The 22411-nt window shown below is 70.0% G+C and carries 16 protein-coding genes and 2 pseudogenes; 10 read left to right on the top strand and 8 right to left on the bottom strand.

From position 1 onward, the window contains the following. Nucleotides 1-50: 50 nt before the first annotated feature. The 3 genes and pseudogenes from ACFWVP_RS11130 to ACFWVP_RS11120 form a co-directional block, all read right to left on the bottom strand. Nucleotides 51-565, bottom strand: a pseudogene (locus tag ACFWVP_RS11130) (gfo/Idh/MocA family oxidoreductase); the annotation flags it as partial. A 92-nt stretch (nucleotides 566-657) separates the two neighbouring features. Then, nucleotides 658-3600: an FAD-binding and (Fe-S)-binding domain-containing protein gene (locus tag ACFWVP_RS11125; RefSeq protein WP_384495575.1), complete on the bottom strand. Its 2943-nt coding sequence runs from the start codon at nucleotides 3598-3600 to the stop codon at nucleotides 658-660. 46 nt (nucleotides 3601-3646) lie between these two features. After that, nucleotides 3647-4093 carry a MarR family winged helix-turn-helix transcriptional regulator gene (locus tag ACFWVP_RS11120; protein ID WP_384495574.1) on the bottom strand — a complete coding sequence of 149 codons (447 nt, stop codon included), beginning with the start codon at nucleotides 4091-4093 and terminating at the stop codon, nucleotides 3647-3649. Between the two features lie 189 nt (nucleotides 4094-4282). On the opposite strand from ACFWVP_RS11120, the gene ACFWVP_RS11115 reads away from it, so the two are divergent. Beyond that, entirely contained in the window at nucleotides 4283-6091 is a 1809-nt protein-coding gene (locus ACFWVP_RS11115) for an ABC transporter ATP-binding protein (protein WP_384495572.1), read from the top strand. Nucleotides 6092-6144: 53 nt separating this feature from the next. Next, the gene (locus tag ACFWVP_RS11110) at nucleotides 6145-6780 is read left to right on the top strand and encodes a hypothetical protein (protein ID WP_384495570.1); all 636 of its coding nucleotides are present in this window, start codon (nucleotides 6145-6147) and stop codon (nucleotides 6778-6780) included. A gap of 139 nt (nucleotides 6781-6919) precedes the next feature. Here ACFWVP_RS11110 and ACFWVP_RS11105 read toward each other — a convergent pair whose 3' ends face one another. After that, the gene (locus tag ACFWVP_RS11105; protein WP_384495568.1) at nucleotides 6920-8065 is read right to left on the bottom strand and encodes an NAD(P)-binding domain-containing protein; all 1146 of its coding nucleotides are present in this window, start codon (nucleotides 8063-8065) and stop codon (nucleotides 6920-6922) included. A 73-nt stretch (nucleotides 8066-8138) separates the two neighbouring features. On the opposite strand from ACFWVP_RS11105, the gene ACFWVP_RS11100 reads away from it, so the two are divergent. Next, nucleotides 8139-8561, top strand: coding sequence for a YjbQ family protein (locus ACFWVP_RS11100; protein WP_384495567.1), 423 nt, complete (start codon nucleotides 8139-8141; stop codon nucleotides 8559-8561). Between the two features lie 343 nt (nucleotides 8562-8904). Here ACFWVP_RS11100 and ACFWVP_RS11095 read toward each other — a convergent pair whose 3' ends face one another. Then, complete coding sequence (locus ACFWVP_RS11095) at nucleotides 8905-9132, bottom strand: hypothetical protein (protein ID WP_384495565.1); 228 nt, start codon at nucleotides 9130-9132, stop codon at nucleotides 8905-8907. A gap of 647 nt (nucleotides 9133-9779) precedes the next feature. On the opposite strand from ACFWVP_RS11095, the gene ACFWVP_RS11090 reads away from it, so the two are divergent. The 4 genes from ACFWVP_RS11090 to ACFWVP_RS11075 are packed head-to-tail and all read left to right on the top strand — an operon-like array spanning nucleotide 9780 to nucleotide 14045. Beyond that, entirely contained in the window at nucleotides 9780-10535 is a 756-nt protein-coding gene (locus ACFWVP_RS11090) for a (5-formylfuran-3-yl)methyl phosphate synthase (protein WP_384495564.1), read from the top strand. Between the two features lie 8 nt (nucleotides 10536-10543). Next, the gene (locus ACFWVP_RS11085; protein WP_384495562.1) at nucleotides 10544-11959 is read left to right on the top strand and encodes an aldehyde dehydrogenase family protein; all 1416 of its coding nucleotides are present in this window, start codon (nucleotides 10544-10546) and stop codon (nucleotides 11957-11959) included. Then, nucleotides 11956-13062: an NAD(P)-dependent alcohol dehydrogenase gene (locus ACFWVP_RS11080; protein ID WP_384495561.1), complete on the top strand. Its 1107-nt coding sequence runs from the start codon at nucleotides 11956-11958 to the stop codon at nucleotides 13060-13062. The genes ACFWVP_RS11085 and ACFWVP_RS11080 overlap by 4 nt, the downstream gene beginning before the upstream one ends. 50 nt (nucleotides 13063-13112) lie before the next feature. Continuing rightward, a complete protein-coding gene (locus tag ACFWVP_RS11075; RefSeq protein WP_384495870.1) occupies nucleotides 13113-14045 on the top strand; it encodes a class I SAM-dependent methyltransferase in 933 nt (310 codons plus the stop codon). Nucleotides 14046-14197: 152 nt separating this feature from the next. Here the strand turns inward: ACFWVP_RS11075 and ACFWVP_RS11070 are convergent, their stop codons facing one another. Then, on the bottom strand, nucleotides 14198-14731 hold the full coding sequence (locus ACFWVP_RS11070) for an EF-hand domain-containing protein (protein ID WP_384495559.1): 534 nt from the start codon (nucleotides 14729-14731) through the stop codon (nucleotides 14198-14200). A 407-nt stretch (nucleotides 14732-15138) separates the two neighbouring features. On the opposite strand from ACFWVP_RS11070, the gene ACFWVP_RS11065 reads away from it, so the two are divergent. From ACFWVP_RS11065 to ACFWVP_RS11055, 3 genes and pseudogenes are all read left to right on the top strand, one after another. Further along, nucleotides 15139-15444: a transposase gene (locus ACFWVP_RS11065; protein ID WP_384495557.1), complete on the top strand. Its 306-nt coding sequence runs from the start codon at nucleotides 15139-15141 to the stop codon at nucleotides 15442-15444. A 1420-nt stretch (nucleotides 15445-16864) separates the two neighbouring features. Beyond that, nucleotides 16865-20116, top strand: coding sequence for a GH92 family glycosyl hydrolase (locus ACFWVP_RS11060; protein WP_384495555.1), 3252 nt, complete (start codon nucleotides 16865-16867; stop codon nucleotides 20114-20116). 397 nt (nucleotides 20117-20513) lie between these two features. Next, nucleotides 20514-20678: pseudogene (locus ACFWVP_RS11055) on the top strand (alpha/beta hydrolase); the annotation flags it as partial. A gap of 382 nt (nucleotides 20679-21060) precedes the next feature. Here the strand turns inward: ACFWVP_RS11055 and ACFWVP_RS11050 are convergent. Together ACFWVP_RS11050 and ACFWVP_RS11045 are read right to left on the bottom strand one after the other, a co-directional pair. Then, on the bottom strand, nucleotides 21061-21525 hold the full coding sequence (locus ACFWVP_RS11050; protein WP_384495553.1) for an ATP-binding protein: 465 nt from the start codon (nucleotides 21523-21525) through the stop codon (nucleotides 21061-21063). Between the two features lie 249 nt (nucleotides 21526-21774). Next, nucleotides 21775-22083 (bottom strand): STAS domain-containing protein, encoded by a 309-nt coding sequence (locus ACFWVP_RS11045; protein WP_384495552.1) that lies wholly within the window; start codon nucleotides 22081-22083, stop codon nucleotides 21775-21777. Between the last annotated feature and the right edge of the window lie 328 nt (nucleotides 22084-22411).

Raw genomic sequence — 22411 nt, 5'->3', positions numbered from 1 at the left:
GGGACCAAACCGTGCAAGGTTCGCGTCCTGCCCCCGTCCGAGGCAAGCGATTATTCCGGGGTGGCGGACCGGGCCCCGGTGCCGGGGCCCGATCCTCCTTGTTCGGCGGGCTGTTGGGAGTCCATGCCCGAACGGACCTTCTTCCACTCGCCGCGGGTGAAGTCCGGGATCTGCTGCGGGGCGCCCCCGGCCTTGATGGAGAGGTGGCTCAGCGGGACCGGCGCGGTCCAGGTGGCCGCGTCGGACACGTCGAAGTCGGGGACGAGCCCGAGGCGCATGCACTGCATCAGCCGGGAGACCAGCATGTAGTCCATCCCGCCGTGACCGCCGGGCGGATTCGCGTGTTCCCTCCACAGCCAGTGGTCCCATCCGGCGTACGAGGAGAAGTCCTTCCACTGGTCGTCGTGGTCCGGCTCCAGATAGATGCGCGTCGGATAGTCCTCGAAGACGCCCTTGGTGCCGCCGAGGCTGTTGATCCGTGAGTACGGGTGGGTGAGGACACGTCGTGCTCCAGGCGGATCACCCGGCCCTTCGCCGTCTGGACGGGACTGACCGTCCGGTCGCTCTCGACGGACCCGGCGTGAAGGCGTGGGGAGCCAGGAACCGGCGGCGCGACCGGCCGTGGGCGGTGACCCGGCGGTCGGTGACCCGGCGGGCTCAGAGGACCGGCCGGGTCGCCCTCTCCAGCGCGATCAGGGCCGAGTGGTAGGGACGGCCGGTGGCCCGGTCCATCCCGATCTCGCACATCCGGTTGGCCGACAGATACGCGTCGTACTCCCGGGCACCCACCTCGGCCGCCTCCTTGGCGGTCGCCGAGTCCGTGAGCTCCTTGTGCAGCATCCCGCGGTCGCCCGCGAAGGCGCAGCAGCCGGCGTCGTCGGGGATGACGACCTCCTCGGCGCAGGCCTCCGCGACCGTACGCAACTGCGCCACATCGCCGAGATGCTCCATGGAACAGGTCGGATGCAGGACGGCGGAGCCTGTCCTGCGGAATACGGTCAGGGTGGGGAGCAACTCCTCGGCCGCCCAGACGAGCGAGTCGACGACGGTCAGCTCGCGGTGCAACTCCCGGTTGGCCTCGGTGAGATACGGCACCACCTCATGGGCCAGTCCCAGCGTGCACGAGGAGGCGTCGACCACCAGCGGCAGCCTGCCGCCCGCGGTCCAGCCCCAGGCGGCCTCCACGACGCGATTGGCCATGACGGCAGTGGCCGCGTCGTATCCCTTGGAGTGCCAGATCGTCGCGCAGCAGGTCCCCGCGACGTCCTGCGGAATCCATACGGGCTTGCCCGCGCGCGCGGACACGGAGACCACGGCGTCGGCGAGCGACAGCGCACCCTCGTCCTCGGGTCCGGCGAAGATGCGGTTCACACACGCCGGGTAGTAGACGGCGCTCGCCCCCGCCCGTGCGGTCGGAGGGAGCCTACGGGCGGCGGCGCCGGGGATCTCCGGCAGCCACTCCGGGACCAGATCCGGACGGACGGCCCTGCGGGCGAGCCGGGTCGCGGATCCGAGCAGCCGGTCACCGGTGGGCCCGGACACGGCGTGGGCGGCGCCGACCGCGAGCCGGGCCGAGACCTCCACCGCCTTGAAGTACCTCGCGGTGAGCGTCGCGACACGCTCCTCGCGGGGAGAGTGCCGGCGGTGGCGGAAGTCCTTCATCATCGCGCCGGTGTCGATGCCGACCGGGCAGGCCAGTTTGCAGGTGGAGTCGCCCGCGCAGGTGTCCACGGCGTCGTACCCGTAGGCGTCCAGCAGACCGGCCTCCACCGGGGAACCGTCGGGCTGGCGCATCATCTCCCGGCGCAGCACGATCCTTTGGCGCGGTGTGGTGGTCAGGTCCTCGCTGGGGCAGGTCGGTTCGCAGAAGCCGCACTCGATGCACGGGTCTGCGACCGGCTCGACCGTGGGGATCGTCTTGAGACCGCGCAGGTGGGCCTTCGGGTCGCGGTCCAGGACGATCCGCGGCGCCAGCACCCCGTCCGGGTCGATGACCTGCTTCGTACGCCACATCAGCTCGGTGGCCTTCGGGCCCCATTCCAGCTCCAGGAACGGGGCGATGTTCCGGCCGGTGGCGTGCTCCGCCTTCAGCGATCCGTCGAAACGGTCGACGACGAGTGAGCAGAAGTCATCCATGAACGCCGCGTACCGCTCGACATCGGTGGGCTTCGCGGCGTCGAAGGCGAGCAGGAAGTGCAGATTCCCGTGGGCCGCGTGGCCGGCGACGGCGGCGTCGAAGCCGTGGACCGCCTGGAGCGCGAGCAGTGCCTCGCAGGCCTCCGCGAGCCGGGACGGCGGAACCGCGAAGTCCTCCGTGATCAGCGTCGTGCCCGAGGGACGGGAGCCGCCGACAGCGGTGACGAACGCCTTCCGGGCCTTCCAGTACCCCGCGACGGTGCCCGCGTCCCGGGTGAACTCATTGGTGACGGAGACGGCCGGCGTGACGAGGTCGAGACCCGCGACGGCCGAGGCCGCAGCCTGCTCGTACGCCTCCAGGGCGGCCTCGTCCGGCGCCCGGAACTCCACCAGGAGCGCCGCCGTCCCGCGCGGGAGACCCGCCCAGTCCGCCGGGACCCCCTCGACCCGCACCGAGGCGCGCAGCGTGTTGCCGTCCATCAGCTCCACGGCGATCGCCCCCGCCTCGTTGAAGCGGGGGACCGCTGCCGCCGCCGAGGTCAGGGACGGGAAGAACAACAGCGCGGAGGAGACGTGCCGGTCCAGGGGCAGGGTGTCGAAGACGATCTCGGAGATGAAGCCGAAGGTGCCCTCGGAGCCGACCATCAGCCCCCGGAGGATCTGCACGGGCGTCGAGCCGTCGAGAAACGCGTCGAGCCGGTAGCCGTTGGTGTTCTTGATCTCGTACTTGGCACGGATCCGGGCCGTCAGCGAGGTGTCCGCCTCGATCTCCGCCTTGAGCGCCAGCAGCCCGTCGCACAGGCGGGGTTCCGCGTGGCGCAGCAGCTCGTCGGCGTCGGGCTCGGCCGTGTCGACCACCGTGCCGCTCGGCAGGACGAAGGTGAGCGAGGAGACGGTGCGGTACGAATTGCGCGTCGTCCCCGCGGTCATCCCCGAGGCGTTGTTCGCGACGACACCTCCCACGGTGCACGCGATGGCACTGGCCGGGTCGGGACCCAGCAGCCTGCCGTGCCGGGCGAGCGTGATGTTCGCCCGCATGACCGTGGTCCCCGGCCGGATCCGGGCCCGCGCCCCGCCGTCCAGGACCTCGATCCCCGTCCAGTGGCGGCGTACGTCGACGAGGATGTCCTCCCCCTGCGCCTGGCCGTTGAGGCTGGTGCCCGCGGCCCGGAAGACGACGTCGCGGCTCCTGCCGTGTGCGTAGGAGAGGATCGCGGAGATGTCGTCGATGTCCTCCGGGACCACCACCACCTGCGGCAGGAAGCGGTAGGGGCTGGCATCGGAGGCGTACCGCACGAGGTCGGAGACCTTCCACAGCACCTTCTCCGCACCGAGCAACGCGGTCAGGTCGGCCCGCAGTGCCGCGGGCGTACCCGAAGCCTTCCAGCCGGGCACCCGGTCGGGGGAGGGCGCACGCGCCGTGCCAGGGCGCAGGGATTCCGGATTCGGCTCCAGCAGCGGCATCTCAGGGTCCCTTCGACGACGCGGTGCGGTGTCCGCACCGCGTGCCTCAGCAGCGGCGGCGCTCCGGCATCCCGTTGACCAGAGCGGTCAGCAGTCCGCCGAGCTCCTCGCGCTGGTCGGCGGTCAACGGAGCCAGGATCTCCTCCGCGGCGGCCTTGCGCGCGCTGCGCAGCGAACGGAGCACGGCGCGACCCTCCTCCGTGATCTCGATGCGGACCACCCGGCGGTTCGTCGGATCAGGAGCGCGGCGCACCCGGCCGTTCGCCTCCAGGCCGTCCACCAGGGTGGTGACCGCACGTGGGACGACGTCCAGACGCTGGGCGAGATCGGCCATCCGGGGCGGACCGTCGTAGTGCGCGACCGTGCGCAGCAGCCGGAACTGGGCCGGTGTGATGCCGATCGGCTCCAGCTGCCGGCTCTGGATGCGATGGAGCCTGCGGGTGAGCCGGAGCAGCTGCTCGGCCACCTGGCCGTCGGAATCGGGGGAGTCCATGAGGGAACAATAACAGGACCTTGTTCATTGTGAGTAGGGGTAACAATGAGCTAGGCTCCGTAAACCGTAGCCGTATTCCGTATACCCGTAATCCGTATACCCGTATCCCGTAATCCGCAAGATCCGTCCGTCCCCTCAGCCGCACGCCTCCGTCCGAGACCTGTCGGCCCCACGCTGTCGAAGGAGCTCATGAAACCCGACGAGCCCGGGTGGGAACCTCCTGCCGGTGACGCCGAACAGCCGCCCGCCGAGCTGCGCCGCATCTTCCGCCTCTTCCGCCCCTACCGTGGCAGGCTCGCGGTGGTGGGGCTGCTGGTCGGCGCCTCGTCACTGGTGTCGGTCGCCTCCCCCTTCCTGCTCCGCGAGATCCTGGACACCGCGATCCCCCAGGGGCGTACGGGGCTGCTCACGCTGCTCGCGCTGGGCATGATCCTCACCGCCGTGATGACCAGCGTCTTCGGTGTCCTGCAGACCCTGATCTCCACGACGGTGGGCCAGCGCGTCATGCACGATCTGCGCACCGCCGTCTACACCCAGCTGCAGCGGATGCCGCTCGCCTTCTTCACCAGGACGCGCACGGGCGAGGTCCAGTCCCGCATCGCCAACGACATCGGCGGCATGCAGGCGACGGTCACCTCCACCGCGACGTCACTGGTCTCCAACCTCACCGCGGTCATCGCCACCGTGGTCGCCATGCTCGCGCTGGACTGGCGGCTCACCGTCGTCTCGCTGCTCCTGCTGCCCGTCTTCGTCTGGATCAGCCGCCGCGTCGGCCGTGAGCGGAAGAAGATCACCACCCAGCGCCAGAAGCAGATGGCCGCGATGGCGGCCACGGTCACGGAGTCGCTCTCGGTCAGCGGTATCCTGCTCGGCCGCACCATGGGCCGCTCGGACTCGCTCACCCGGGGCTTCGCCGAGGAGTCGGAGCGCCTGGTGGACCTCGAGGTGCGGTCCAACATGGCAGGGCGCTGGCGGATGTCGACGATCGGCATCGTGATGGCCGCGATGCCCGCCGTCATCTACTGGGCTGCCGGGCTCACCCTCCAGTCGGGAGCCACAGCCGTCTCCATCGGCACGCTGGTCGCCTTCGTCTCGCTCCAGCAGGGCCTGTTCCGGCCGGCCGTGAGCCTGCTCTCCACCGGTGTGCAGATGCAGACGTCCCTCGCGCTGTTCCAGCGGATCTTCGAGTACCTCGACCTCGACGTGGACATCACCGAGCCCGAGGAACCCGTCCGGCTGGAGAAGATCCGCGGCGAGGTCGCCTTCGAGGACGTCACCTTCGGCTACGACGAGAAGAGCGGTCCTACGCTGAGCGGCATCGACGTGACCGTTCCGGCCGGGCACAGCCTCGCCGTCGTCGGTCCCACCGGCTCGGGCAAGTCGACGCTCAGCTATCTGGTGCCGCGGCTGTACGACGTCACCGGCGGCCGGGTCACCATCGACGGGGTCGATGTGCGGGACCTGGACTTCGACACACTCGCCCGGGCCGTCGGCGTGGTCTCCCAGGAGACGTACCTCTTCCACGCCTCCGTCGCCGAGAACCTCCGCTTCGCCAAGCCGGAGGCCACCGACGAGGAGATCGAGGCCGCGGCCCGCACGGCGCAGATCCACGACCACATCGCCTCCCTGCCCGACGGCTACGACACCCTGGTCGGCGAGCGCGGGTACCGCTTCTCGGGCGGCGAGAAGCAGCGGCTCGCGATCGCCCGCACCATCCTCCGGGACCCGCCCGTGCTGATCCTCGACGAGGCGACCAGCGCCCTCGACACCCGGACGGAACACGCCGTGCAGCAGGCCATCGACGCGCTGTCGAAGGGCCGCACCACGCTCACCATCGCGCACCGGCTCTCGACCGTCCGGGACGCGGACGAGATCGTCGTCCTGGACGGCGGCCGGGTCGCCGAGCGCGGGCCCCACGACGAACTGCTGGAGCAGGGCGGACGCTATGCCGCGCTCGTCCGCCGTGACGGCCTGCCGGCCCCGGTGGCCGCCACCTGAGGTTTCCCCGGGCCCAGCGAAGGGCGGCGGCCCGTACGGCATGATCGCGGTCCATGAGAGCACTGCTCGGGGTCGGACTCCCCGGATACCGGCAGCTGGAGAACGACGGAATCACCGACACCGAGGCCTGGGCGAACGACGTAGGCGACGTGCTGTCCGTGTACTACTTCGGACTGCCGCCCGACCTGCCCGCCGGCCTCGATGACGGCCCGGCCCTTCGGAACGCACTCACCCACGGGACGGCTCGGGCCGGCGGCGGACTGATAGAGGCCTCGGTGAAGACGTTGGGCGGGCTGCCCGCCCTGCGGCAGCTGGTCAAGCTGCCGCTGCCCCGGCAGCCCAGCGGCCAGGCGTTCATCGGAAGCTTCACGGTGCCGCGCGCCGGGTGCAGCACCGTGGTGAAGATCCAGGCCGCGGAGCGTGGGACGACCGGGATGCGTGAGGCCGTCGTCCTGGCGAAGACCGGCCCGGACCAGTACTTCCGGCCGCATCCCTATGCCCCCGACGTCCAGGGCGGTCTTCCCTTCCACGCGGCGGACCATGCCCGGTGGGACGCGGAGTTCACCGACCACCCGCTGACCCGTGTACGCCGGACCCTCGACGCGCTGGCGGAGGCGGTCACCGTGGCCCCGGAGTTCGTGGCGCTGCCCCCGTTCGCAGGACCGGCCGTTCCGGGCCCCGGGCGCTGACGCGGCGCGCCGCCGCTTCAGCGGGACGGTGCGGCGGCGCGACTCGCGGTCCACAACACGTCGTCGTCGTGCGCGTGCTGCACCCGTCACCCGTCACCCGTCACCCGCCATCTGCGCTCGGCGTGCTGCCCGGCACCGGTCAGACGGTCGAGCTGTCCACCAGGTCCAGGTCGCCACTTTCCTCGCTGTCCGCGCGGGCTGTGCCGCCCGTGCCGCCTGAGCCATTCAGCAGCCCCATGACCGAGCGGACCGCTGCCCGCCCGGCACGGTTGGCGCCGATGGTGCTGGCGGACGGGCCGTACCCGACGAGATGGACACGTGCGTCCCGTACCGCCCGGGTGTCCTCGACACGGATGCCACCGCCCGGCTCGCGGAGTCTCAACGGGGCCAGATGGTCGACGGCGGCCCGGAATCCGGTCGCCCACAGGATCACATCGGCCTCGACCGTACGACCGTCGGCCCAGGCCACCCCGTCCGGCGTGATCCGCTCGAACATGGGGAGCCGGTCGAGGACCCCCTCCGCGCGCGCCCGCCGGATGGCGTCGTTCACCGGCAGCCCGGTCACGCTCACCACGCTCTGCGGCGGGAGCCCGCGCCGTACGCGCTCCTCCACCATGGCCACCGCGGCCCGCCCCTGCTCCTGCCCGAAGGGGCCCTCCCGGAACACCGGGGGCCGGCGCGTCACCCAGTACGTCGCGGCCGCCACCTCGGCGATCTCCATCAGGTGCTGGGTCCCCGAGGCCCCACCGCCGACCACGACCACCCTCCGCCCGGCGAACTCCCCGGGTCCCGGATAGTTCGCGGTGTGCAACTGCCGCCCCCGGAAGGTGTCCTGGCCCGGATAGCGCGGCCAGAACGGCCGATCCCAAGTGCCCGTCGCGCTGATGAGCGCACGCGGGGCGTACGGACCCTCGGACGTCTCCACCAGCAGCCGGCCGGCCTCCCCCTCGCGCACGGCGCCCACCTCGACGGGGCGGCGCACCCGCAGGCCGAAGCGTCGTTCGTACGCGTCGAAGTACTCCCCGATCACCGCGGACGAGGGCCGGCTGTCATCGGCGCCCGTCAGTTCCATCCCGGGCAGGGCGTGCATGCCGTGGACCTTGCCGTAGGTGAGCGACGGCCACCGGAACTGCCAGGCGCCGCCGGGCCGTGGGGCGTGGTCGAGCACGACGAAGTCCCGGTCGGGCTCCAGCCCGGCGCGGCGCAGGTGATAGGCGGCGGACAGCCCCGCCTGCCCGGCGCCGATCACGACCACGTCCAGCTCACGCGACCCGAAGTTGTTCACGCTTCTACCAACTGTGACGGGGTCCTGGATCTTCCCGGCGCGCGAAGGGGGCCGGCGGCGACAGAATGGGGCCATGCCCGACTCCTTCACCACGCACGTGCTGAGCATCGCCACCGGACGGACCGAAACGGTCACGGACCTGACAGGGGACTGCGAAGAGTTCCTCGCCCGCACCGCCCACGGCAGGGACGGCCTGCTCAACGTCTTCGTGCCCCACGCCACCGCCGGAATCGCGGTGCTGGAGACCGGCGCCGGCAGCGACGACGACCTCCTCGCCGCGCTGCGGACGCTGCTCCCCGCAGACGACCGTTGGCGGCACCGCCACGGCAGCCCCGGCCACGGCCGCGACCACGTACTCCCCGCCTTCGTGCCGCCGCACGCGACGCTGCCGGTGATCGGGGGACGGCTGGAGCTCGGGACGTGGCAGTCGGTGTGCCTGGTGGACACGAACGTCGATAATGCTGACCGCCGGGTGCGCCTGAGCTTTCTGGGCTGACCAAGATCGCTCCCAGGGGTCGTGCCGCCGATTCTCCGTATCATGCGTGCGGCGAACGGAGAGAATCTTGCACGGTACTTCAGGGGCTTTCAGCTGTGTCGGAGGGACATGCGAGGGAGCTTTCGCAGTACAAGCACGGAAGGCTGCGACAGCCCTGAAAGGCACAGGGCTTCGGGCCCGTACATCCGCGCCGTCGCTCCGTAGTGCTCCGGCACGGCGTCGGGTCGGCAGTAGGAGCGGAGGCTCTTCGGGTCGCACGCGGCCCTGACCTCGAGTAACGCGCCCCGGCGGGGCCCGGCGGGGTGAGCGCCGGACCCGCCCGGTGGAGTCGAGGGCCAGCAACTCAGACAACTGTGGGGTACTCACGGTGCTGCCCGGATGGCCACTGCTCAGATGCCGAGTAGTTGCCGGAGAGCGTCCTGGTCGAGCGCATGTCCGCATCGGCGACGGCCCCGCTGACCCCCTCGGCCCTGAGGATCTCCGTAGGGGTGTCCGTTCGCGTCTGGTCCGTCCACTGGAATCCGTCGCCGACGCGTGCTGCTGCGTTGAGGACGTGCCAGGGGCTGGGCATTGGCCGCAGGCGCTCAGGTGTCTTCCGACCGGAACGGCATGGCTGCCGATCACCGCCGGCACGTCGCCGTAGGTGGTCCACCATCCGGTCGGGACAGCGTGCAGCAGGGTGTGCAGCACAGTCCAGTCTTTGCGGGTGCCGTTGAGCTGCTTGGCCAGACCGGAGAGGTCGAAGGGCAGCGATCTCTCACACTTCCAGGCCGCAGCTGCTGACGCAGCGGGCCGACCTTGCGGCGGTGGTCAGCCTGGTGAGGCGGCCACTCATCAGGTCTCCGGATTTTCAGGCTCCATCCAGGCCTTCGTCATCGCCTTCGAAGGCCGGCTCATCGCAGCACAGCAAACCAACCCACGAGTTACACCAATCGCTGTGCAGACCCACCTTGCGAAGATACGGACACGAGCACTGGAGCACGTAAGCGCGCTGGGGCGCGCCCATGAGTACGGTCGGTTTCGGCACGGCTCAACAGGCTCTGGCTCGCGCCGGTGCACACGGAGTGCTACGCGTGAATACACGCGCCGCCCCGGGGACTCCGCACGCCCTACCGGTGCGCGCGGCAAATGGAAATGATGAGTACACCGCACATGAACCAGGTGATCCGCAGTTTCCCGTGCCCCGGCCGGGCGGACTCGCGGCGGAAGGAGTTCACGGTGTTGCTTCTCATCTCCCCGGACGGCGTCGAGGAAGCGCTCGCCTGCGCGAAGGCGGCGGAGCACCTCGACATCGTCGACGTCAAGAAGCCCGATGAGGGCTCTCTCGGCGCCAACTTTCCTTGGGTCATCCGGGAGATCCGCGACGCGGTACCGGCGGACAAACCGGTGTCCGCCACCGTGGGCGACGTGCCGTACAAGCCCGGCACCGTGGCGCAGGCCGCGCTCGGCGCGGCCGTCTCCGGCGCCACGTACATCAAGGTGGGCCTGTACGGATGCACGACTCCCGAGCAGGGCGTCGAGGTCATGCAGGCGGTTGTCCGGGCGGTGAAGGACCACTGCCCGGACGCGCTCGTTGTCGCCTCGGGCTACGCCGACGCCCACCGCGTCGGCTGCGTCAATCCGCTCGCCCTGCCCGACATCGCAGCCCGCGCCGGTGCCGACGCGGCGATGCTGGACACCGCGATCAAGGACGGGACGCGGCTGTTCGACCACGTTCCGCCGGAAGTCTGCGCTGAGTTCGTCCGCCGCGCCCACGCGTCCGGTCTGCTCGCCGCCCTCGCGGGCAGCGTCAAGCAGGCCGACCTCGGTCCGCTGACCCGTATCGGCACGGACATCGTGGGCGTGCGGGGAGCGGTTTGCTCAGGCGGTGACCGCAATGCCGGGCGGATCCAGCCGCACCTGGTGGCCGCCTTCCGGGCGGAGATGGACCGGCAGGCCCGGGAGTACGCCGCCGACGTCCCGGCCCTGAACTGACCACCGGGATGCCGACGCCGGATGCCTGCCGTGCCCCCGGACACCGACACCGTGCCCCATGCCTCGCTGTCATCGACCCGGCCACCGAGGAGACCTTCGGCGAGACCCCCGACCAGCAGCCGGACGAGCTGGACGACGCGATCGACCGGGCCCGGCGCGCCTGGACCGGATGGCGCGCCGACCCGGCCGCCCGCACCACAGGGCTGAACGCCGCCGCCGAGGCCGTGGAGGCTGCCGGAGACGACCTCGCTCCGTTGCTCACCCGGGAACAGGGCAAGCCCCTGGCCGAGTCGTACGCCGAGGTCGCCCGTACGGCGGCCCGGCTGCGGTACTTCGCCGATCTGGCTCCCCGCACCCGCCGGATCGACGACGGCCGACCCGTACACAGCGAGATCCGCTGGCGCCCTCTCGGACCCGTTGCCGCGATCGTGCCGTGGAACTTCCCCCTCCAGCTCGCGTCGGCGAAGTTCGCGCCCGCACTCGCGGCCGGCAACACCGTGGTCCTCAAACCGTCCCCGTACACCCCCCTCGCCACCCGGCTGCTCGGTGACGTCCTCGCCACAGCCCTGCCCGAGGATGTCTTGACCGTCATCACCGGCCGGGAACCCCTCGGTGCCCACCTTGTCTCCCACCCGGGTATCCGCCACGTCACCTTCACCGGCTCGGTGCCGACCGGGCGGGCCGTCGCCGCAGCTGCGGCGGCCTCCCTCGCCCGTGTCACCCTGGAACTGGGCGGCAACGACGCGGCCGTCCTCCTGGACGACGTCGATGTGGACCGGATCGCGGACCGGCTGTTCTGGGCCGCCTTCCGCAACTGCGGGCAGGTCTGCATGGCGGTCAAACGCGTCTACGCACCGGCCCGGCTCCACGCCGAGGTGGTCGAGGCCCTCGCACACCGCGCGAAGTCCGTCGTCGTCGGACCCGGCCTGGACTCGGACACCAGGCTCGGGCCGGTCAACAACGCCCCTCAGCTGGCCCGGGTCGAGCGGGTCACGCAACGGGCCCTGGCGGCCGGAGCCCGGGCGGCGACCGGCGGTCACCGGCTCAACGGACCGGGCTACTTCTTCGCTCCCACGATCCTCACGGACGTCCCCCCCGACGACCCGGTGGTGACCGAGGAACAGTTCGGACCGGTCCTGCCGGTGCTGCCGTACCGAAATCTCGACGAAGCCGTCGAAGCGGCCAACGGCACCGGCTTCGGGCTGGGCGGCTCCGTGTGGGGCACCGATCTCGACCGGGCGGCGGCGACAGCCGACCGGCTCGAATGCGGCACGGCCTGGATCAACCACCACGCCGAACTCTCCCTCGTCCAGCCCTTCGCAGGCGTCAAGGACAGCGGGGTCGGTGTCGCGGGTGGACCGTGGGGTCTCTACGGCAACCTCCGTCCGTTCGTCGTGCACCGGCCGCAGGAGGAAGAGCGATGAGGTTCCGAGCCGCGGTGCTGCGCTCGTACGAGACCCCGTTCGCGATCGAGGAAGTCGTCCTGAGGACCGGCCCGGCCGCCGGTGAGATCCTTGTCGAGATCGCGGGATGCGGAATGTGCCGGACCGATCTCGCGGTCCGGCGATCAGCCGGCCGCACCCCGCTGCCGGCGGTCCTCGGCCACGAGGGGTCAGGAGTCGTGGTGGCGTCGGGCGATGGCCCGGACAGCGCGATCGGCGTCGGTGACCACGTCGTGCTGAGCTTCGATTCCTGCGGAGACTGCCGGAACTGCCGCGGCGCCGCCCCCGCCTACTGCGACTCCTTCGCCTCACTCAACCTCTTCGGGGGACGCGAGGAGGACGCCTCACGGCTCACCGACGCCGCCGGAGGAGCGCTGGCTTTCCGGTGGTTCGGCCAGTCCTCCTTCGCCGAATACGCCCTCGTCCCGGCGCGCAACGCCGTCCGGGTCGACCCCGCCCTGCCGCTCGAACTGCTCGGTCCGCTCGGCTGCGGCGCCCTCACCGGCGCCGGAGCCGTGCTGAACACCTTCCGTGCCGGTCCTGGTGACACCCTTGTCGTACTCGGCGCGGGAGCGGTGGGGCTGGCCGCGGTCATGGCGGCCGCCGCCGCCGGCGTACGGACCGTGGCCGTCGACCGGCATCCGGGGCGTCTGGACCTGGCCGAGCGGTTCGGCGCGGTCCCGCTGCCCGCCGTGACGGCCGGACTGGCCGAGCGCATCCGACGGCACACCGACGGCGGCGCGCAGTACGCCTTGGACACCACGGCCTGGGCCCCGCTTATCAACGACGCGCTCCGCGCGCTGCGCCCCACCGGCACCCTCGGCCTCGTGGCACGCCTTCACACCGCACTGCCGCTCGAACCGGGCACGCTCGACGGAGGCCGCAGCATCCGGCACATCTGCGAGGGGGACGCCGTACCCGAACTGCTGATACCCCGGCTGATCGGTCTGTGGCAGGCCGGCCGCTTCCCCTTCGACCAACTGATCCGCACCTACCCCTTGGCCGACATCAACGAGGCCGAACGCGACTGTGACGCCGGACGCGTGATCAAGCCCGTCCTGCTGCCGGAAAGAAGAGACCGATGAGTGAAACGTCCACCACCGGAGACCCTCGCCATCCCACCAGCGACCCTTCCATGTTTTTCGCTCCCACAGAAGGGGAGACGACCACAACGGCGACGCGGCGGACCGGCGCGGAAGGCGTGGACGCGGGTGTGGGACTGACCGCTCTCCTGGTCGCCGCCGCGCGGGCGATCGAGACCCACCGCCACGACAGCCTGGCCCGGGACGTCTACGCGGAGCACTTCGTGCGCGCTGCCCTCGCGTGCACGGACTGGCCGGTGAGCATCCAACAGGTCCCGGACGGGGACGACAACCCGTTGTGGGGGAGGTTCGCCCGCTACTTCGGTCTGCGGACCAGGGTCCTCGACGAATTCCTCCACCGGTCGGTCGGTACGGGCATCCGCCAAGTGGTCCTGCTGGGGGCGGGATTGGACACGCGCGCCTTCCGGCTGGACCTGCCGGCCGACTGCGTCGTCTTCGAGATCGACAGGGAGGGTGTGCTGGCCTTCAAGCAACAGGTGCTTACGGACCTGTCGGCCGCCCCGAAGACGAAGCGGGTCCCGGTACCGGTCGACCTGCGCGCCGACTGGGTCACCGCGCTGACCTCTGTCGGCTTCGACCCGGCCGCCCCGAGCGTCTGGCTGGCCGAAGGACTGCTCTTCTACCTGCCGGGCCCCGCCGAGACGTACCTCATCGACACGGTGGACCGGCTCACCACCGGGGGCAGCGCCCTGGCATTCGAGGCCAAGCTGGAGAAGGATCTACTGGCGTACCGCGACAGCCCGATCTACACGGCGACGCGGGAACAGATCGGCATCGATCTGCTCGACCTCTTCGACAGGGGGCCGCGCCCCGACTCCGCGGGTAATCTGGCGGCCAAGGGTTGGTCCATCTCGATGCACACGCCTTTCGACTTCACCCGCCTGCTGGGACGTGGTCCCCTTCCCGAGCCGAACGACGCGCTGGAGGGGAACCGGTGGGTCTTCGCGAACAAGCCCCGGCCCTGACGTCCGCTCACGACGACGTCCGCACGGGCCGGGCACCGCCGTGACCGCACGGGGGCCGACGCCCGCGCGCGTGGGGGGCGAGCCGGGGCGTGCTGACCGGCGGCGTCCCGGGACGGCTCGCGCCGCCACGGAACGCTCAGGCCCGGGCCGTGTCAGACGGCCCGGACAGTCACCAGCTGGTCAGCCGGAATTCCTCCCATGTCCGGCGCGTAGTAGTCCTCGATGCCCCTGGCCCACGTGGTCACGGTGATGCGGTCCTCGGCGTCCGGGCCGAAGGCGTCGAACAGCGCGTGGATGTTCGCCTCCGCGAAGCCGATCGCCGTCATCAGCGATACGAAGAGCGGGCGCTCGATCAGGCCGTCCCCGTCAGGGTCGCCGAGTACGGCGAGTGCCTCGGCGAACTCGGCGATCGTGGGACCGAAGCGCTCGGGATCGAGCACGAACGGACGGAACTCGTCGACGGAGATCACACCGTCGCCGTTGGCGTCCAGCTCCGTGGCCAGCGTGGTCCAGTAACGGCGGAACGCGGCCCGGATGGCCTCCTTGGCGCCGTCGTCCGATGCGACCGCCGCTTCCAGAACCCGTCCCGTCATGAGGTCGAAGTCGCCGGAGTCGAGGACCCCGTTGCCGTTGGCGTCGAAGAGGGAGAAGATCAGCTCGACCCTCTTGGTGGCCTCAGTTCGCATGTCCGTCACCTGTCTCCTGCGGTCCGTCGATCCCCGGACTCGGCTCAATGAGTGCTCCTACGTAACCGCGTAGCAGGAGAAGCGTGACGGTGAGGAGACCGCCGCTACCAGAAGGAGTGAGTTCGCCGACAACCAGTTCGTACGGGGGAACTCGCCACGACCCCGGACAGCGGCGCAGACACCGGCGGCCACAATCACGAGGTCGCCCGGCTCATCCGCGAGCGCTGGGACGAGCTGTTCCGGGAGGCGGATGCCCTGGGCCCGTTGCACGCACAGCCCGCCCCCGCACTGCTGCACCGACTGCGCCCGCTGAATCGCGCGGAGGGAGCCCTGTCGGCTGGACAGCTTGATACTGGGACGGATGGTCCCGGAGGAAGCAGTCACAGGTTGTGGGTTAGAAGAGCAATATGAGTAAGCGGTATACGGCCGAGTTCAAGCGGGACGCGGTCGCTTTGGCGCTGTCGTCGGAGAAGACGGTCACCGAGGTCGCGAGGGATCTGGGCGTCAGTCCTGAAGGGCTGCGCGGGTGGGTGAAGCAGGCAAAGATCGACCGCGGCGAGGGGCCCGCCGGGGCTTTGCCCACTGCAGAGCGCGAGGAACTGGTCCGGCTGCGGCGGAAGGTCCGCGAGCAGGAGGCCACGATCGAGGTGCTGGGAAAAGCGACCGCCTTCGTGTGTCCTGAACGGAGAGGGGCTTCCGGTGTAGGCCGGTAGCAACCCGATGATGCTGCACAGATGATGAGTGTTTTGGCCCCTCGGAGTCGCCCACGCGGGGGAGGCTCCAAACCGCCTCCTGCTGCGTTGGCTGACGCGTTCCTCATACGAGAGGGGCTGCAACTGCCGGTCGGGCCAGGTTTCCCCGGGGCCTGCGCCGAGGTGCCCGCAGAACAGGTGGCCGAGCTCGTGGGCAAGCGTGGCGTACCGGTCCAGCAGAGGCTGGTTCCGGCTGACCTCGATCTCGAGCAAAGTCGGGTACGTCTCCGGCAGGTCCCCGGGCCCGCTGCCAGAACGCTCGACGAACCCGCCGGACCTGCCGGGGTACCCACGCCCGTAGGAGGAGGCTCCATGGTCGACCAGGGTGAGCCGGATTCCTAGGGGTGCGAGGTTCGTCTCGGTGTGGTGCCAGACCTCGACGAGTTCCTTCACGCCGGCGCGAGGGGACACCGACGCAGGAGCGGTGATCGACCTGGACAGAGCCAGGGCGTCGGGCAGGGCTTCGGTGTCCCCGACGTCGTACACGAGCATGTAGGGCCCACGGGGCCGGAAGATCATTAGCGGCTGGGCACCGGGCTTGAGTACCCGTCGGTACTTCGACAACCACTCCGAGGAGGACAGGACGCAGCAGTGCCCCAGGCTTCTGGACGTGGACCATCGCGTGGAACTGCATCCGCATGCCTCCGAGGTGCTACGAGATGTCGCCCGTCGCATCCTGGCCGATCCCGAGAACGTCACCACCAGCAGTGAGGCGGCTCGCCTCAACCGCGCAGGCGAAGCGTCGCCTGCGTACCACTTGGCCGCGATGTACGGAAAGCCGTCCGGAGGTCGGCCGTGGCCCCGCAGAGTCTGAGGAACATCTTCATATCCGAAGCCACGCTCGGCTACCTGATGCACCAGCACAAGCCGGTTCTCGGCAAGGTCGGGAATTCCCGTAAGGCTCCGTGAGGGGCTATGGGACCGGGCGACCCTTCAGCAGCCGGCGGAGCCGGATCTCGGGTGTCACGTGATTGTTCCGCTCGCCAGCGGCTACCGGTTGGCGCTCCCGGCCTGGGGATTCCATCCCACCCTGTACCTCGACGTGCCCGACGAGGTCTCGGCCCAAGCCGACGCGCGGTTCCTCGCCGGCCGCGAGGGCTACGCCCACCTCCGTGTGCCGTCGGGTGGCGAATCCGCCCCGCAGGCCGGCCGCACGCCAGGGCAGGCAGGTCACTTGTCGACGCCCCGTTCTGCAGAATCGATTCACCGCGTCAGGATTTGCCCCCGCTCAACCAGTGACATCCGGGGCGGTCGGGGGTTACGGTGCCAACGAACAGAGTTGACAACGTTGTCAGTCGTGTCAGGACTCGAAGGGAAATACCCCATGCGGTTTGCTTTCAGACCGTTCCGTCCCCGTGCTTCCGGTATAACAGCCGGTCTGATGGCCGCCGTACTCGTGAGTGGTGGAGTGGTCGGCATCGCCCAGCCCGCCGCCGCCTCGGAGGCGGAACCGATCGATCTGGTCAATCCGTTCGTCGGAACCCAGAACTTCGGCAACACCTTCCCCGGGGCGAGCGCGCCGTTCGGCATGGTCCAGGTCAGTCCGGACACCGGCGGCCAGGGCGGCTACGACTACAAGCAGGACTCGATCTACGGATTCAGCCAGACGCACCTGTCCGGCGTCGGCTGCGGCGTCATGGGCGAGCTGCCCATCATGCCGACCACGGGCGCGGTCGACTCCGTGGACCCGAACGCCTACCGCTCCCCGTACAGCCACGACGACGAGCAGGCCAGTCCCGGTTATTACCGGGTGGGACTGAAGAAGTACGACGTCGACGCGGAACTCACCGCCACCGAGCGCACCGGGTGGCAGCGCTACACCTTCCCCTCCACCGGTTCGGCCAACGTCCTGTTCAACACGGGCAAGGCCAACCAGTCCGTGCTGGACTCCGAGGTGCACGTCGTCGGCGACCGCACCATCGAGGGCCGGGTGCACGCCGGGGGCTTCTGCGCCGGGCACGACGAGCACACGGTGTACTTCAGCGCCACCTTCGACCGGCCCTTCAAGGCCTACGGCACGTGGGACGGCGCAGACCCCGAGCCCGGCACCCGCGACGCGGAGGGAGGCGGCCAGAACGGCGCCTGGGTGACCTTCGACGCGACCACCGACCGGGACGCCGTCCTCAAGGTGGGGCTGTCCTACACCGGTGTGGAGGGCGCCCGAAAGAACCTGGCCGCGGAGACCAAGGAGTCCTTCGACTTCGACGGCACGCGCAAGGCGTTGCAGGACACCTGGAAGAAGCAGCTGGATTCCATCCGGGTCGGCGGAGGCGCGGCGGACCGGCAGAAGGCCTTCTACACCGCGCTCTACCACAGCCAGTTGCACCCGAACCTCGCCGGTGACGTCGACGGCATGTACCAGGGGTTCGACAACAAGACGCACACGGCGAAGGACTACACGCCGTATCAGAACTTCTCGCTCTGGGACACCTACCGGCCGCAGAACCAGCTTCTGCAGATGCTGGAGCCGAAGGTCGCCCGGGACGTCGCGCTGTCGGTCGTCGCGGCCGGCCGGGACGGCGGCTGGCTGCCCCGCTGGGCGCTCGCCAACAGCGAGACCAACATCATGACCGGTGACCCGGTCACGCCCTTCCTCGTAGAGGCCTGGTCGAAGGGGCTGCTCGCCGGACACGAGGCAGAGACCTACGCGTTGCTGAAGAAGAACGCGACCAGCACCCCGCCCGCCGACTCGCCGTACAACGGACGCTCGGGATCGGACCACTACACCGAGCGCGGCTACATCCCGTCAGGACTCGAGCTCGGCAAGGACTGCGCGGACAAGGGCGGCGACAACGACTGCAAGCACCCGGCGTCGGCGACGATGGAGTACTCCGCCGCCGATGCGTCGCTCGCGCTGATGGCCGACAAGCTCGGACACAAGTCGGACGCCCGGATGTTCGCCGCGCGCGGGCAGTGGTACCGGAACCTGTGGGACTCCTCGATCCAGCAGTTCCGGCCGCGGACGGCCGACGGCACCTGGCTCACGCCGTACGACCCGGTCGAGGCGGCGCACCAGTTCCATGAGGGCGGCGCGTACCAGTACCAGTGGCTGGTACCGCAGGACCCGGCTGGTCTCGTCAGCCTGATGGGCGGCCGGAGCGCCACCGAGAAGCGGCTCGACTCCTTCTTCGTCCACGACAAACTGCTCACCGACCCGGCGGGCACCGCTCGGAACGACTGGATCTCGCAGCCGTACGACTACTACGGCAAGCCGACGTACAACCCGAACAACGAGCCGGACCTGCACGCCCCGTACATGTACAACTGGGTCGGCGCCCCGGCGAAGACCGCGACCGTGGTGCGTGCGGCGATGACGCTGTTCACCAACGGGCCGGACGGGATGACGGGCAACGACGACCTGGGCACCATGTCGGCCTGGTACGTCTTCTCCTCCCTCGGCCTCTACCCGACGATGAGCGGCGGCGACTTCCTGGCCGTGTCCAGCCCGCAGTTCGAGTCGGCGACCGTCCGGATCGGCAGCTACCCCAAGGCGTCCGGCACCAAGGGGCAGGGCGGCACGCTGACGATCGAGGCACCCGGAGCGAGCGACACGAAGCGGTACGTGCAGAGCGTGGCCCTGAACGGCCGGGACGTACCCCAGACCTGGCTGAGCTGGAACAAGCTCGCGCACGGCGGAACCCTTGCCCACCGGCTCGGGACCTCCCCCTCCTCATGGGGCACGGGCAAGGGCGCCCAGCCGCCCTCCGTCAACCAGGCGTCCCCCGACAGCCGCAAGCACGTCGACGCGTCGCTGCGTCCCGCCTCGGCGGTCGTCCCCACGGGTGACGCCGCACAGATCGCGAAGTTCACGCTGGACGTCCTCGGGCAGGCACCCGGCAAGCTGAACGTGTCGGTCACGGCGAAGGTGCCCAGCGGCTGGAAGGTCACGACGGCACAGCGTTCACCACTTGTGATCGATTCCGGTCGTCTCCCGGTGCAGAAGAAGGTGTCGCTCGACATCACCGTGCCGCCGGGCGTCGCGGCCGGGTCCTACCCGGTGGAGGTGAAGGTCGCGGGCCGAGGGACGAACTCGGTCACGCGCAAGGCCACCGTCGCGGTGGGAGCCGCCACGACCTGCGCGAGTGAGGCGAACGGGCAGTGCGCAGTGGACCTGCGCGCGGACCTCGGCCACGACGGCACGGCCACGGTGGCGAACTCCGACGAGGGCGACTTCGACGGGCATGGCTGGAGCTATGACGGCGACCTGCTGCCCAAGGCGGGGCCGGTCACGTGGGACGGGGTGACGTACCACGCGCCGGACCCCACCGGCACGGCGAACAACTTTCTCGAAGCAAGCGGGCAGGCCCTCCTGCTGCCCGCCGGACAGCACAGTGCGCTGCGGCTGGTCGGCTCGGCGCACAACGGTCCTGTGACCACCACACTGACCGTGCACTACACGGACGGCAGCAGCATGGAGGCACCGGTGACGTTCGGCGACTGGGCGGGCTCCGCGCCGGACGGCGGCACGGTCGTCCTCGACATGCCGCACCGCATCAAGCGTGGCAGCGGTGTCGACGGGCCGTCCATTCGGCTCTTCGGTATGGCCGCCGAGCTCGACGGGGGCAAGACGGTCCGTTCGGTCTCGCTGCCGGACGACTCCCGCGTCGAGATCTACGCGATGACACTCGTCTAGAGAGGGACGGCGGACCGCCGAAACCCAGCCCGCGGTGCGCCGTTCCGGATCGGCGCACCCATCTCATCAGGGCCTCGGCGCGAAAGCGCCGGGGCCCTTCGCGTGCTCGACCACCCCGACATCCGGCCCACCGTCCAACTGGCGCCGACGCCTGCCCGCCACAGCCTGTCCGAAGGTTTTTCTCCCGGAGAGGAGTCGGATCTGGTGGCCGGCACGCTACTGGGAGGCCCTGACAGCGGGTTCAGGCGAGCGCCCGTGCTGCGAACTATGAGACGGCCGCTCGCGCACGCATGATACGGAGGCGGCACAACCTCTGGGAGCGATCTCGGTCAGCCCAGGAAGCTCAACCGCACCTGCCGGTCCACATTGTCGACGTTCGTTCCACCGAACCATATTCGCGACGCTCGAGGATCAGCTGGCAGCAGTTGTCGCCGCCGTTGACGCGGCGCATGGGAAGCCCCTGGTGGTGGGGCATTCCGCCGTGTCGAGCCTGGCTTGGCTGGCCGCCGACGCGCGACCGGAGAAGGTGGGCAATGTCGTGCTGATCGGCGGTTTCCCCGCCGTGCTCCACGCTGCTCCTGGGCGAATCCTTCGGCTGGCTGCAGGGGGGCGGGTGCGGTGGTCCTGCTCGTCGGGGCCGGCCTCGCCGTCACCCGGGGCGAGCTGCCGACACGAAAGACCACTCCTGCCGAACGGTCGCCCGCCGAAGCCGATACGCCCCGCCGCCGACGACGTGCGACGTGATGGCCTCGCTGAACCGCGGCCGTACGAGGGAAGTAGTATCCGGCGACTTCGCCCTGACGGCTCGCCAATGGGCAGGGCTGGGTCATGGGGCCCGAGTGCAATACGGTCAGCCCGTTGGCGACGCCGGGCTGGTCAGAGGTGGCGGTCGCTCGGCCGCGCTCCGCGATGGAGCCGGAGCGTCCCGAACGCTGGAAGGCGCATCAGGTCGCGGTGTCTCGTGGATCTGTGCCGAGGCTGATGTGGGCGGTGACCCACTTTCCCGGTGGGGCGGAGCGTACGTTTATGGTCTCGGCGAGCGCCGTGATGATTTCCAAGCCGTGCTGCCCGACGCGCTCTGGATCCGCGCTTCGGGCCTCGGGCAGCACGGGAGCGCTGTCCCAGACGTCGAGACGCAGGGTCGGCCCGACGATCTGGAGTCTCAGGAGAGCTGGGCCAGGGGCGTACTTGCGTGCGTTGGTCACCAGTTCACTGACGATCAGTTGGGTGATCTCCAGAGCCTCGGTGGTGACATCGACCTCGTGCTGGTCTCTCAACGTGTTCAGGAAACCGGCCGCGAAATGGCGGGCCTGAGAGATGCCGGCCCCGTTCTCATTCAGCACGAGGACGGCTGTCAGCGGACGCGGGTAGTCGTCCTCAGCCAGATCCGCAAGGATGTCATCCATCATCAATGCCTTCTTCCATGGCATCTCGCCTGCCCGTTGCCCGGCCGCCTATACGCTCCGGCATCCGCGCCCGCACCATAACCCGCGGCGCTGACAACCCTCTGGTACGGGGGCACGGGGGCTGCGCAATCGTGGTCCTCGCACTCGTGCGCACCCGCCCGGGGCAGTCAGGGCCCTGACCAATCCCTCAGCGTGAACACGTGGCTCACACCTGGCGTGGCCGTGCATCGCAGGGCTAGGCCGGGCCGCGGCCTACTCGCCGCGGCTCAGGGCTTCCCGGGCGGCGTCGACATCCGGGTGCACCCGCAGTATCCGGTCCGCCCCTGTGATTTCGAGCAATCGGCGCACCGGGGCGGAGGCTGCGGCGATACGCAGGGGGGCGGCCTGGTTGACGCGCAGAAGCAGGTTCAGAAAGGAGGAGTCGGCGAACGTCACCCCGCTCGCCTCGAGCACGATGGCGTCGTGGTCGGCCGCGGCCCGTTCGAGACCTTCCCGCAACGGGCGGGCGGACTCGCTGTCCAGTTCGCCCTCGGCAACAACAAGGGCAATGGCGAGCGGCAATTCTTCTCCAGACGTCGACGAATACTGCAGCCCCCGGTTGTGGCATAGACAACCCTGAACAGATACCGAACGCAAGTACGGCACACCGCTTCCGGTCGCCACCCGGGACAGAGAACACCCCCAGACCCTCCCCTGGGCAGACCCCGGTACCGAGGATGCGCCGGAGCGAAGCGCTGAAGACGACCCGCCCAGGCCGTGACAAGCCCGCGACCGTACGCCGAGGGCGGCGCAGTCGAGTCCTCGCAGCTACCCATCACAGACCCGGCCGCCTGGGCGCGTCTACCGGCTCCGACTACGCGAGGCGATGGGGGGCCGGAGGGGCCAGGTC

Source organism: Streptomyces sp. NPDC058637 (assembly GCF_042717325.1).
In the GTDB taxonomy this organism is placed as follows: Bacteria; Actinomycetota; Actinomycetes; order Streptomycetales; family Streptomycetaceae; genus Streptomyces.
Note: the sequence above shows the minus strand (reverse complement) of the source record. Positions and strands in the feature narration are given on the sequence as shown.

What these genes read in the sequence shown, in the direction of transcription:
- ACFWVP_RS11125 (WP_384495575.1), bottom strand. Translation starts at nt 3,600, where the DNA reads ATGCCGCTGCTGGAGCCGAATCCGGAATCCCTGCGCCCTGGCACGGCG.
- ACFWVP_RS11120 (WP_384495574.1), bottom strand. Translation starts at nt 4,093, where the DNA reads ATGGACTCCCCCGATTCCGACGGCCAGGTGGCCGAGCAGCTGCTCCGG.
- ACFWVP_RS11115 (WP_384495572.1), top strand. Translation starts at nt 4,283, where the DNA reads ATGAAACCCGACGAGCCCGGGTGGGAACCTCCTGCCGGTGACGCCGAA.
- ACFWVP_RS11110 (WP_384495570.1), top strand. Translation starts at nt 6,145, where the DNA reads ATGAGAGCACTGCTCGGGGTCGGACTCCCCGGATACCGGCAGCTGGAG.
- ACFWVP_RS11100 (WP_384495567.1), top strand. Translation starts at nt 8,139, where the DNA reads ATGCCCGACTCCTTCACCACGCACGTGCTGAGCATCGCCACCGGACGG.
- ACFWVP_RS11095 (WP_384495565.1), bottom strand. Translation starts at nt 9,132, where the DNA reads ATGCCCAGCCCCTGGCACGTCCTCAACGCAGCAGCACGCGTCGGCGAC.
- ACFWVP_RS11085 (WP_384495562.1), top strand. Translation starts at nt 10,544, where the DNA reads ATGCCGACGCCGGATGCCTGCCGTGCCCCCGGACACCGACACCGTGCC.
- ACFWVP_RS11080 (WP_384495561.1), top strand. Translation starts at nt 11,956, where the DNA reads ATGAGGTTCCGAGCCGCGGTGCTGCGCTCGTACGAGACCCCGTTCGCG.
- ACFWVP_RS11075 (WP_384495870.1), top strand. Translation starts at nt 13,113, where the DNA reads ATGTTTTTCGCTCCCACAGAAGGGGAGACGACCACAACGGCGACGCGG.
- ACFWVP_RS11070 (WP_384495559.1), bottom strand. Translation starts at nt 14,731, where the DNA reads ATGCGAACTGAGGCCACCAAGAGGGTCGAGCTGATCTTCTCCCTCTTC.
- ACFWVP_RS11065 (WP_384495557.1), top strand. Translation starts at nt 15,139, where the DNA reads ATGAGTAAGCGGTATACGGCCGAGTTCAAGCGGGACGCGGTCGCTTTG.
- ACFWVP_RS11060 (WP_384495555.1), top strand. Translation starts at nt 16,865, where the DNA reads ATGGCCGCCGTACTCGTGAGTGGTGGAGTGGTCGGCATCGCCCAGCCC.
- ACFWVP_RS11050 (WP_384495553.1), bottom strand. Translation starts at nt 21,525, where the DNA reads ATGATGGATGACATCCTTGCGGATCTGGCTGAGGACGACTACCCGCGT.